General features: G+C 40.6%; 12 protein-coding genes. 5 read left to right on the forward strand and 7 right to left on the reverse strand.

Annotation, left to right across the window (positions count from 1 at the left end; translation table 11 throughout):
- Positions 1–246: 246 nt before the first annotated feature.
- The 7 genes from AC1DO4_RS14130 to rpmB form a co-directional block, all read right to left on the reverse strand.
- Positions 247–1,512 (reverse strand): IPT/TIG domain-containing protein, encoded by a 1,266-nt coding sequence (locus AC1DO4_RS14130; RefSeq protein ID WP_477416850.1) that lies wholly within the window; start codon positions 1,510–1,512, stop codon positions 247–249.
- A gap of 60 nt (positions 1,513–1,572) precedes the next feature.
- Complete coding sequence (gene bshC / locus AC1DO4_RS14135; protein ID WP_477416852.1) at positions 1,573–3,192, reverse strand: bacillithiol biosynthesis cysteine-adding enzyme BshC; 1,620 nt, start codon at positions 3,190–3,192, stop codon at positions 1,573–1,575.
- Positions 3,193–3,238: 46 nt separating this feature from the next.
- Complete coding sequence (gene rimO / locus AC1DO4_RS14140) at positions 3,239–4,576, reverse strand: 30S ribosomal protein S12 methylthiotransferase RimO (RefSeq protein WP_477416854.1); 1,338 nt, start codon at positions 4,574–4,576, stop codon at positions 3,239–3,241.
- A gap of 120 nt (positions 4,577–4,696) precedes the next feature.
- The gene (gene ftsY / locus AC1DO4_RS14145) at positions 4,697–5,662 is read right to left on the reverse strand and encodes a signal recognition particle-docking protein FtsY (RefSeq protein WP_477401121.1); all 966 of its coding nucleotides are present in this window, start codon (positions 5,660–5,662) and stop codon (positions 4,697–4,699) included.
- 220 nt (positions 5,663–5,882) lie between these two features.
- A complete protein-coding gene (locus AC1DO4_RS14150; protein WP_477401119.1) occupies positions 5,883–6,047 on the reverse strand; it encodes a DUF4295 domain-containing protein in 165 nt (54 codons plus the stop codon).
- A 76-nt stretch (positions 6,048–6,123) separates the two neighbouring features.
- Positions 6,124–6,306 (reverse strand): 50S ribosomal protein L33, encoded by a 183-nt coding sequence (gene rpmG, locus AC1DO4_RS14155; protein ID WP_067063463.1) that lies wholly within the window; start codon positions 6,304–6,306, stop codon positions 6,124–6,126.
- Between the two features lie 105 nt (positions 6,307–6,411).
- Entirely contained in the window at positions 6,412–6,645 is a 234-nt protein-coding gene (gene rpmB / locus AC1DO4_RS14160) for a 50S ribosomal protein L28 (RefSeq protein WP_022830076.1), read from the reverse strand.
- A 241-nt stretch (positions 6,646–6,886) separates the two neighbouring features.
- On the opposite strand from rpmB, the gene acs reads away from it, so the two are divergent.
- The 5 genes from acs (at position 6,887) to surE (ending at position 12,185) form a co-directional block, all read left to right on the forward strand.
- Complete coding sequence (acs, locus tag AC1DO4_RS14165; protein ID WP_477416856.1) at positions 6,887–8,788, forward strand: acetate--CoA ligase; 1,902 nt, start codon at positions 6,887–6,889, stop codon at positions 8,786–8,788.
- A 64-nt stretch (positions 8,789–8,852) separates the two neighbouring features.
- Complete coding sequence (locus tag AC1DO4_RS14170; protein WP_477416858.1) at positions 8,853–9,428, forward strand: hypothetical protein; 576 nt, start codon at positions 8,853–8,855, stop codon at positions 9,426–9,428.
- Between the two features lie 131 nt (positions 9,429–9,559).
- Positions 9,560–9,745, forward strand: a complete 186-nt coding sequence (locus AC1DO4_RS14175; RefSeq protein WP_477406531.1) for a CsbD family protein — start codon at positions 9,560–9,562, stop codon at positions 9,743–9,745.
- Positions 9,746–9,831: 86 nt separating this feature from the next.
- Complete coding sequence (locus AC1DO4_RS14180) at positions 9,832–11,181, forward strand: hypothetical protein (protein ID WP_477416860.1); 1,350 nt, start codon at positions 9,832–9,834, stop codon at positions 11,179–11,181.
- 230 nt (positions 11,182–11,411) lie between these two features.
- Positions 11,412–12,185: a 5'/3'-nucleotidase SurE gene (gene surE, locus AC1DO4_RS14185; RefSeq protein WP_477416862.1), complete on the forward strand. Its 774-nt coding sequence runs from the start codon at positions 11,412–11,414 to the stop codon at positions 12,183–12,185.
- Positions 12,186–12,189: the final 4 nt, after the last annotated feature.

Here is a 12,189-nt window from a genome sequence, read left to right on the forward strand (position 1 = left end):
GCCAATAAGATACAAAATTAACATGATAAAAACAATTAAATAATTGGTAATCAGATAGTTAATTTCAAAATGCAAAACCTATAAAAACAAAAAAGTCGGAAGAATAATCTTCCGACCATGACTGGTTAACGCCGGGTTTTTTGGTGATATGAGTTTATGTTTACAAAACAATTTAATGCTAAACCGTTTCTTTAAATTGAAATAAAGACTGTCCAGCCTTATAATAGGACAGTCTTTTATTTCAATTTACTGCATTGATATTTTTCGGATGATATTGTTGCCCGTATCGGCAATATAAATATTGCCATTTTTATCAATGGCTATTCCCTGTGCATCTTTTAAGTTGGTAGCTACAACTGTTGTGACATTTGAGCTATTTAATTTTATAAGTTTAGTTTTAGCACTTATATAAACATTTCCGTTAAAATCGGCAGCAACCGCATCAATACCGTCAAACTGAGTAGTAAATGCGCCTGTGGTGGTAATCGTTGAAACCGCTCCACCAGATGTGATTTTTCTCACCCGGTAGTTTAATACATCGGCCACATAGATGTTGCCATTTTTATCAACAGTGACACTAACGGGTAAGTTAAAACTGGCGGCGTTGCCTAATCCATCTTTTAAATCGTATGCAGCGTTACCCGCAAAAGTGCTTACCTCGCCGGTGTTGTCAATTTTTCTGATGATGTTGTTTTGAGGGTCGGCCACGTAAAAGTTGCCGCTTCCGTCTATCGTTATACCTGTTGGGTTTTTGAAATGCGCGCTAATCGACGGCCCGTTGCCTAAACCATAAGTGCCATCTCCTGAGAATGTGCTTACGTTACGCGAAGGTGTTATTTTGCGGATAACGTGATTGATTTCATCTGCTACATATATATTACCAACGTTGTCGGCTGTAAGCCCGGTAGGAGTGTTAAAGCAAGCATTATTCCCGTTAACAAAACCGGCTACACCGGTTCCGGCAAAGGTGGTAACCAACCCATTTACATCTATTTTTCTGATCTTATTATTGCCTTGGTCAGCTACGTATACATTGCCGTCAGCATCGGTAGTTACACCGGTTGGATGATTAAAACTGGCATTTATTCCGTTGTCATCTTTCAATCCGGATGTACCACTGCCGGCAAAAATACTTGTAACAATAGATAACTGGTAGGTAAATAATGGGCCGGTAACAGTTTTTCCATTTACAACTATTTTAACAGTACCCGTGCCAGCACCAAGCGGCACTTTAACCGTTAATTTGCTTGCAGTTGCCGTGCTAATAGTAGCCTCTTTACCATTGAAAGTTACTTTATTTTCGCTAATTGTGTTGCTAAATGCAGTCCCCGTAATCTCTACAATGGTGTTATAAGGGCCCTCTGTTACATTAATCGAAGTTATTGCCAGTGTGGGTTCGGGCGTCGGCGGCGTTGGTTCTGTTTTGCCTTTGGTGCATGCCAAAAATATGCCAGCGCTGGCAAACAAAATTGCAAACGCTTTAAATGTCTTAAGTGAGATAAGGTTTTTCAAATTGGTTTTATTATTATTGTGGCAATAATAATAAAAGTAAATCGCATTACTGTACTGTTTTTATTCCTCTGTCAGCACCGTAAACTCAAAATTCAGCGGTTCAAAATGACGGATGAGTTCGTCGATGAATGATTGGCCCCATTTAACATACATCAAACCAAAGTTTTCTGTGCGTTCCTGCAAACTGTCTTTGGGGAACAGCTCGGCTTTTACGGCTGATAATTGCTCCAGCCTTACTGCGTAATTGCGTTTCTCGGCTTTTATTAATTTCTTTTCGAGATTATCAACAGCATGTTTTAACCTGGCCTGTACGGCTAATGCTGATGGCGAAAGGGAAGGGTCTATTTTATAGGAGCGGAGCTTGATCTTTTCAAAAATTGCAGACATTTCGCGCCACTCACCTGCAAGACTGAGGTTGTGGTTGCTGTGTTTTTTTATCCATTCGGTTTTCAGCTCGTCATCTTGCTTAAACAGGGCGGCGGCATCAAGATCCATGCGCTCAATTTTTGCAGCCTGTTCCCTACGTATTACCAATGCCGAATTACGCAGGATCAGGATCGGGAAATCAACCCTATAATAATCAAAATTTGATTTTAACTCAAGCCAGTACACCACCTCGGCACCACCACCTATGTAGGCAATGTTGGGCAATATGCACTCCTGGTAAAGGGGGCGCATCACTACATTGGGACTAAAGCGTTCCGGATAGTTAGCTATTTCCTCTTTCAGTTCCGCTTCTGTAAAACTAATTTCGGTGTTCATTACCTTGTAGCTTTCCTGCTCAAATATCACCCGCTCGCGCAGGCTATCTTTCAGGTAAAAAAAGTTAATCTCGCGCGGATTAACCTGGATATGTACCCCCAGCTTTTGCAGTTGCTCGTTGGTGGCACTTATATTTTTAAAACTGTTTTGGTTAACGATATCCTGCTCCATAATGGGAGCAAATTGTTGCTTAAATTCGTGGTCATCTGCATCAATAATAACCAAGCCATATTGACCGAATAGTGCGTTCACCAAATAGCGGGTGGCATCGGCCAGTTTATCAAAGCGGGTATAAGCGGTTTCAACAATTTCGGCAACTTCCACGGCATGGCCTTCCATTCCTAAAACCCCTTTGTATTGGTTAAGCGCCTGGCGCATGGTATCAGGATTTATCCGCCCTGTAGCGCCCGAAGCCTCAAACCACCAATGCACTTTTTTACCACCAATATTGGTGTAATTAATCTCGGCAAAATCATGGTCTTCACTGGCCATCCAGTAAACAGGTACAAAGTTTTTATCGGGGTGAGCTGCTTTTAATTGCTGTGCCAGTTTAATAGCAGTGGCAATTTTGTAAAGAAAATATAACGGACCTGCAAAAATATTCAGCTGATGACCGGTAGTAATTGTATAGGTGTTATCAAGCTTTAGCAGATCAATATTGTCTGCGACAAGTTTTGAATTTTGAATTTTGAATTTTGAATTGCCTTCCTGTTCATTATGCACGTACTGCTTTGATAGTACACGGAACAATATCTCCCGATTGGCAACTACTTTTTTGTTTTTCAGCAGTTCGGCAAAACCGTCCATATCAGGCCGGAAGGCATAAAACGATTGTAGCTCGGCCCGGTTTTCGAGGTAGTCAATAACTGTGGGCGAAAAAAATCCGGTTTCTTTATAACTTATACAGGAGGCTTCCATTAATCCAAATGTAAAATCATTACTGGTAATGCGCCACAAATTAGCATTATTTTACAATTTGTCCATAAAGGTCAAAGTCTTCTGCGCTGTCTATCTTTACGTTAACAAAGCCGCCTATTGTTGCGTAATCAATGCTGGCATCAATTAGCACTTCGTTATCAACCTCGGGCGAATCAAATTCTGTACGGCCAACAAAATAATCCCCATCTTTTTTATCCACCAATACCTTAAATGTATGGCCAATTTTTTCCTGGTTCTTATCAAACGAAATCCCTTGCTGAATTTCCATTATCGCATCGGCACGTTCCTGTTTAACATCGGCCGGCACATCATCCACTAAAGAATGTGCATGTGTTTTTTCTTCATGCGAGTAAGTGAAGCAACCCAACCGGTCGAATTTAGTATCTTCAACCCACTGGGCCATTTCTTCAAAGTCCTGTTGGCTTTCGCCGGGATAACCTGTTATGAGGGTGGTACGCATAGCAATGCCGGGTACTTTATCGCGAATCTGGTTTACAATGTCGATGGTTTTTTGTTTGGTGATACCGCGGCGCATAGATTTCAACATATCATCGCTGATGTGCTGTAAAGGCATATCCATGTACTTGCAGATATTGTCCCGCTCATTCATCACATCCAATATTTCCATCGGGAAACCCGATGGGTAGGCGTACTGCAGCCTGATCCATTCCACCCCATTAACATCGCTCAGCCGGCGAAGCAATTCGTCCAGGTTACGTTTGCCATATAAGTCAAGGCCGTAATAGGTTAGGTCCTGTGCAATTAATATCAGTTCTTTTGTGCCGTTTTTAACCAGGTTTTGCGCATCCTTTACCAATTGATCAATGGGAGTACTCAGGTGTTGGCCCCTCATTAATGGGATGGCGCAAAAAGAGCACGGGCGATTACACCCCTCGGCAATTTTAAAATAGGCAAAGTGGGATGGGGTGGTAAGCAAGCGCTCGCCAATAAGCTCATGCTTATAATCGGCGCCAACTGATTGCAATAAATTCTGCAGGTCATTAGTACCAAAGTAGGCATCAACGTTGGTGATCTCGGCTTCCAGCTCGGGTTTGTAGCGTTCGCTTAAGCAACCGGTTACAATCACTTTACCAACCTTGCCTTGTTCCTTTAGCTCGCTGTATTGTAATATGGTATCGATAGATTCCTGCTTGGCGTTGTCAATAAAGCCGCAGGTATTGATAACAATTATATCATTCTTGCCCACTTTTTCAGCCTCGTGCACCACATCAAACTGGTTGCCCTTCAACTGCCCCATCAGGATCTCGGAATCGTATATATTTTTTGAACAACCCAAAGTAACCACGTTAACACGTTGTTTAACTGGTTTTGATAATGGGCGCGAAATTTCTTTTGTCTTCATAACACACTAATCATTGCAATGAAAAAATTGTCATTGCGAGGAACGAAGCAATCGCGAACTATATAGGATTGAATTGCAAGGTAGGAGATTGCTTCGTCGTACCTCCTCGCAATGACATAATTATTGTTTGAATAGGGAGTCTACAAACGCTTGCCTGTCAAACAACTGCAGATGCTCAACGCCTTCGCCAACGCCTATATATTTTACAGGGATCTTAAACTGATCCGAGATCCCTATCACCACACCACCTTTTGCGGTACCATCAAGCTTGGTTAAAGCCAGGGCATTTACGTTGGTGGCCTCGGTAAATTGCTTGCATTGCTCAATGGCGTTTTGGCCGGTTGATGCATCCAATACCAGCAAGATCTCATGCGGTGCGCCGGGAATTACCTTTTGCATCACATTTTTAATTTTGGTAAGCTCATTCATCAAGCCAACCTTATTGTGTAAACGGCCTGCAGTATCAATAATAGCTACATCATCGCCGTTGGCAACGGCCGAGCGTAAGGTATCATAGGCAACCGAAGCCGGATCTGATCCCATTGGTTGGGCTACAACCTTTACATCAACCCGTTTGCCCCAAAGCAGCAATTGTTCAACCGCGGCTGCGCGGAAAGTATCTGCGGCTCCAAGCACTACCTTGTTACCCGCCTGTTTAAGTTTATGTGCCAGTTTACCAATAGTGGTAGTTTTACCCACGCCATTAACACCCACAACCATTATTACATAAGGCTTATGATCGCCATATTCAAAATTGCGGAAATCATTGCTGTTGTTTTCGGCAAGTAGTTTTTGAATCTCGTCTTTTAACAGCGTATTTAACTCGCCTGTACCCACGTATTTATCGCGGGCAACACGTTCCTGTATCCGCTCAATAATCTTTAGGGTGGTGCTTACACCTACGTCAGATGTAACCAGCACTTCTTCCAGTTCATCAAGCACATCATCATCAACGGTTGATTTACCGGCAATAACTTTGGTGATCTTTGAAAAAAAGTTATCCTTGGTTTTTTCTAAACCGGTATCAAGGGCTTGTTGCTCCTGCTGTGTGTTTTCCTTTTTCTTAAAAAAATCAAATAATCCCATAGTTAGATGTGCAAATTTTAGATGTGCGGATATGCAGATTTATAATGTGCGTATTTTTGATGTTTAATTTAGCAATGCAAATATGTCCAAATGATAATTAACAGATGTCAGTTTAATATAATTACTTTAATCTGCGTGTCTGCACATCTGATGCATAGGCATCAACGAAAAAAGCCCTCTCGTAAAAACAAGACGGCTTCAATATTTAAATCAAAAGGTATTATATAGTTTTACCTGCAATTGCATCCTTAACAAAATCGTTAGGGACAATTTGGGTTTTGAATGAATAAGCACCAGTTTTTGGTGATTTGTTCATTGTAATAACTTTTGAATATTCTTTGCCTTTACCTGCTACTTTCAGTGTTGCAACTACTTTCTTTGCCATGTTATTTAAGTTTTGAGTTGTATGTTATAGTTGTATACTGTATAAAACTACAGCAACAAACAGTAACTTCAACTGATTATTTAATCTCTTTGTGAACGGTTACTTTCCTTAAAACCGGGTTGAATTTTTTCATTTCCAGTCTTTCAGTTGTATTTTTTTTGTTCTTGGTGGTAATATAGCGAGACATGCCTGGCATACCGCTTGTTTTGTGTTCAGTACACTCTAAAATTACCTGAACCCTGTTGCCTTTTTTTGCCATTTTCTTTTTATGTTGTACGTATCACCATCCCGGCTTACGTAATTTTTTAAATTATATACTGCGTTTAATACCTATGCCGAACATAAGGCCTTAACGTAATACCTACTAAATGTATCCCTTTTTAACAAATTTATTGATACAGGCAGTAATGCCGTTTTTGCTGATAGTTTTAACAGCAGATGTAGATACCTTTAAGGTAATCCATTTATCTTCTTCAGGGATATAAAACTTCTTGAGTTTTAAGTTAGGATGAAACCTGCGTTTTGTTTTAACGTTTGAGTTTGAAACGTTATTACCTACAATAGATCCTTTTCCTGTTAGATCACAAATTCTTGACATGACAAATATTTTTAATTATCAACCCTTTATTCAAAAGAGTTTGCAAATATCAGACTTTTAAATCAATTATTCAACAGTGTTTTTAAAAATTATCAAATTATTTATAAAAACGATCAGCGGCCCTTATTTCAGGCTGCCTGCCTTCAAATGCCACCACTTATTAAAAATATTTAATAAGTGGTGTTTTTTAATATGTACATAACACAGAAATTACTAATTTACGCCCACCATTATGAATACTATGAAGATTACATCGTTTGACGAATATAAACAGGTTTATCAACAGAGTGTTGAGCAGCCTGAAGAGTTCTGGGCCAATATTGCCGAAAATTTTTTGTGGCAAAAAAAGTGGGATAAAGTACTTGACTGGAACTTTAAAGAGCCAAAGATTAAATGGTTCCAGGGAGCTAAACTCAACATTACAGAAAATTGCCTTGATCGCCATCTGGCGACCATTGGCGATAAGCCTGCTATTATATGGGAACCAAATGATCCGCAGGAAGATCACCGCATATTAACTTACCGCCAGCTGCATGATAAGGTTTGCCAGTTTGCCAATGTGTTAAAAAATAACGGCGCAAAAAAAGGCGATCGCATCTGTATCTACATGCCTATGATACCTGAGCTGGCCATCGCCGTTTTGGCCTGTGCCCGTATTGGGGCAATTCATTCGGTTGTATTTGGCGGTTTTTCGGCACAATCCATTGCCGATAGAATAAATGATGCCGAATGTAATATTGTAATAACTGCCGATGGAGGCTTTAGGGCTAATAAACCTATCCCTTTAAAATCGGTAATTGATGACGCACTGGTACAGTGTAAATCTGTTAAGCGTGTAATTGTTTTAACCCGCAGCCGCACACCGGTTTCTATGATAAAGGGACGCGATGTTTGGTGGGAAGATGAAGTTAAAAAGGTAGAAACACAAGGTAACCCCGAATGTCCTGCAGAACAAATGGATGCCGAGGATATGTTGTTCATTCTGTATACATCAGGTTCAACAGGTAAACCTAAAGGTGTGGTGCATACTACCGGTGGTTATATGGTTTACACCGGCTATACTTTTGCTAACGTGTTCCAGTACAACCAGGGCGAAGTATATTTTTGTACTGCCGATATCGGCTGGATTACGGGGCACTCTTACATTGTATACGGTCCGCTATCGCAGGGAGCAACAACTTTAATGTTTGAAGGGGTGCCTACCTATCCGGATGCCGGCAGGTTTTGGGATATTGTAGATAAGTATAAAGTAAATATATTATATACTGCGCCAACAGCCATTCGCTCGTTGATGAGTTTTGGCGATGAACCGTTAAAAGGGAAAGACCTTAGTTCGCTTACCAAACTGGGTTCAGTAGGGGAGCCTATTAATGAAGAAGCCTGGCATTGGTACGATGAAAAAATAGGCCATGGCAAATGCCCTATTGCCGATACCTGGTGGCAAACAGAAAATGGAGGATTAATGATATCGCCTATTTGTAATGTTACGCCAACCAAACCGGGCTATGCAACTTTGCCTTTACCCGGTGTACAACCTGTATTGGTTGATGAAAATGGGAAGATAATAGAGGGCAATGGTGTAAGTGGCAACCTATGCATCAAGTTCCCGTGGCCGGGTATGCTGCGTACCACTTATGGTGATCATGAACGCTGCCGCACCACATATTTTGCCACTTACGAAAATTTGTATTTCACCGGGGATGGCTGCCTGCGCGATGAAGATGGTTATTACCGCATAACCGGTCGCGTTGATGATGTGCTGAATGTATCCGGTCATCGTATTGGAACAGCCGAGGTGGAGAATGCTATTAACATGCACAGCAGCGTAGTTGAATCGGCGGTTGTAGGTTACCCGCATGATATAAAAGGACAGGGTGTATATGCCTTCGTGGTATGCCCAAATCAGCATGGTGATGCTGAGCTTACCCGTAAGGATATAGTTATGACAGTTGCCAGGATAATAGGCGCCATTGCCAAACCAGATAAAATTCAGTTTGTAAGCGGGCTGCCAAAAACACGGTCAGGCAAGATCATGCGCCGCATTTTGCGCAAAATAGCAGAAGGTGAAACAGGTAACCTTGGCGATACCAGCACCCTGCTTGATCCGGCTGTTGTGGAAGAGATAAAGGCGGGGGCTTTGTAAGAATAAGGACGCTTGGATAAAGGAGCAAAAACTAATTTGTAGCATTAACAATAAACAGGTGCAAATGATGAGGATCAAAGTAATAGTGAAGAAAATAGCTATGGCTTTGATCCTTACTCCTTTTATGCTTGTTCTTTTATCGGCCTTTAAAGATCGCCCGTCTGCAAGATATAAACTCGATTTTTTCACTTCAGAAAACCAGTTTTACCTCTGTGATTCTGCCTTTACCGGCGAAACCGGCGACACCAGCTTTTGGACGTCTGCTGCTTATGCAGATAGATTGGCGACATCAAAAGATAAAGATATTGTAGGTATTGGTATAGAAAGTTTTGGTCATGTAAAGGCCGAACTGGCTGTACTGGATGCAGCAAGCCGGGAAAAAGATTTTAAAAAGTACGATCACGTAGTTGAGGCCGGTATCAGGATCAGTTCCGGGATATTGGAGGTGCTCGATTTTCCGGATCATAAAATCCAGTTGAAAGCTATAGTAACGCCTGGATATTATCGTATAAGGGTTTACTCCTATGATCTCAAGAATATTAATTCCGAAGCAGATGAAGGCACCGATCACTACAAAATAGAACTTTGGTCCTCCAATAATTTTGAGCGTAAGGTATTGAAGCGATTTGTGAAGGACTGAAAGAACCAGGAATGGATTCTATTTATTGTTCAGTTCCAATTCACAAGTCTTGACTCTAATCTCTTGACTCTTTCCCCGAAACCATATCGTTTTCCGAATGTTATGACAATACATCTAAATAAAAAAGCATTATGGATAAGTTACAAATAAAAGGCAGCTGGAACGAACTAAAGGGGAAGATTAAACAAGCTTACGGCGACCTGACAGATGATGACCTGACCTATGAAGAAGGTAAAGACGAGGAAACATTAGGGAAACTTCAGAAAAAAACGGGTAAAACCCGAGATGAATTAGTCAAGTGGATTAACAGTTTATGATAAACAAAAGAGGAGCGATAAGCTCCTTTTTTGTTTTGAGTATGCAACAATCAGTGTCTTGGGCTGTCATTTACCAAAACGGATACATGAAACCAAACTTATCAAAACTGATTCTTTTTATTTTTGCTGCTTTTGCTTCGCGTGTTTCACATGCACAATTATTGCAACTATCGCCTGCCAATGCCAATAAGCTGTTAGGTCAGTTAAAAAACAATGCCGCCATTTCTGCTGATGGATTATTAAAAACTATACACAATTGGCAAGCTTACCCGGTAGTTGATAAAACGGGGATAGATTATAAATACGTTTATACTGATACCCTATTTGGTAAAGTTCCGCTTAGGGTATTTATTCCTTCATCTTATAAAAATTCAATAAAAACGCCATGCGTATTGTTGTTGCACGGTGCCGTTAGCCGCAGTGGGTTCAATGATATTGATAGTTTGGCACAATTTAACGATGATGTGCTGTTTACTGAATTAAAAAAGCATAACTATATCATTGTAAGACCAGTTGCCGACCGGGATGTTCATTTTGATTGGGGCAAAAAACCAATTAGGGGCAAAGGACAGAATACTCCAAATTATACTTTCAGTACGTTGACATCTATCATGGCCTCATTAAAAAAGATCCTGAATATTGATGATAGCCGGGTATTTGCTTTTGGACATTCAGATGGGTCTGATGGCGCAATTGGATTTGGGGTTTATTCTCCAAATATGTTTGCCGGTATAATAGCCTATAATTCGATGATGAACCAACTTTTTGTGAAGGATTTTTATATAAAAAATATTACAAATCGTCCGCTTTATATTGTTCATTCCGACCTCGACGATCTTAGGCCTATGATGCTAACTCGTAATATAGTGAACCAATTAAAAGCTATTGCGGGGCAAAAAATACAATACAAAGAATACATTGGCTACACTCATCAGGATAAACACCTGGATATTGACTTACCGTTTGCGGTAAAGTATATGGATAGTATTAAGCGGAACCCTTTTCAGGCTAAAATTTATTGGGAAACATCCTCGGATACAATATTTAACAATTGTGATTGGCTTAGGATAACCCAGGCTGGTTTTAACAAGGAAGATGGCCGCTGGTACAAGGGATTTAATGTTAAAGAGTATGATAAAATACATAAAAAAGACATGGATGACCTTTACTATAACCTTGACGGACAGCGCATGGCGGTACAGGCATCTTACGCTCAAAATACATTCAACATACAAACATCAAGGGTTAAAGAGGTTGAGATTTTAATCAGTCCAGCTATGGTTGGTATGTCTAAACCGATTATCATAATTGTTGATGGCAAGCAGGTTTTTAACGACATAGTTAAGCCCGACAAAGCTTTTGTTTTGCAAAACTTTAAAAATGATTTTGACAGGGATGCTAATTGGGTAGCATCCGTAAAAGCGAAGGTGGATTGAATTTTATTGGAATAATTTTGAAATTTCTATTTCAAAGCCAGGCAAAAGCAATGATTTAAGCGTTTCGGCCTTTTGCGCTTTTTGTTGAAGATGGTTAAATGCCGTCTTTCAAAATGTACAAGTCTGCATTTTGTTGGATAGGGTCAATAATGATATATTCTTTAACACAACGGTGCATTTCTTTTTCCTATCAGCAGTCAGCATAAATCAAATATAACTAATTTCGCACAATGAAAATCACCAAACCCAATATTCTTGTAGTAAATGACGATGGCATAACCGCCCCCGGTATCAAAGTTTTAATTGAAGCGATGAGCGGGATTGGAAAGGTAGTGGTGGTTGCGCCAGATAGTCCGCAATCGGGAATGGGGCATGCCATTACCATTGGGAAACCATTACGTTTAGATAAGGTTGATATTTACGAAGGTATTGAAATGTATCGTTGCTCGGGCACGCCGGTTGATTGTGTGAAGCTGGCTGTGAACAAGATCTTTAAAGGTCAAAAGCCCGATTTGTGCGTATCAGGTATTAATCATGGCTTAAATAATTCCATTAACGTATTGTATTCGGGTACCATGTCGGCTGCGGTTGAGGGCGCTATTGAGAGTATTCCTTCAATAGGTTTTTCTTTGGATGACTATAACCTTGATGCAGATTTTAGTCACTGCGTTAAATTTGTAAAGGAGCTTGCCATGCAGGTTTTAGCTAATGGCTTACCGGCAAATACTTTGCTGAATGTAAATTTTCCTAATACACCAGATATCAAAGGCATCAGGATCTGCCGCCAGGCCAATGCCAAATGGGCCGAGGAGTTTGACGAAAGGGTTGATCCGCATAAGCGGCCATATTACTGGCTTACCGGCGTTTTCCAGTTGAATGATGGCGGCGAAGATACCGATGTTTGGGCTTTGGACCATAATTATGTTTCGGTAGTGCCTATACAGTTTGATATGACGGCGCACCACGCTATTCCGTTTTTAAATAACTGGCAGTTTAATGTATAAATTA

The organism is Mucilaginibacter sp. P5_A6 (assembly GCF_056400585.1).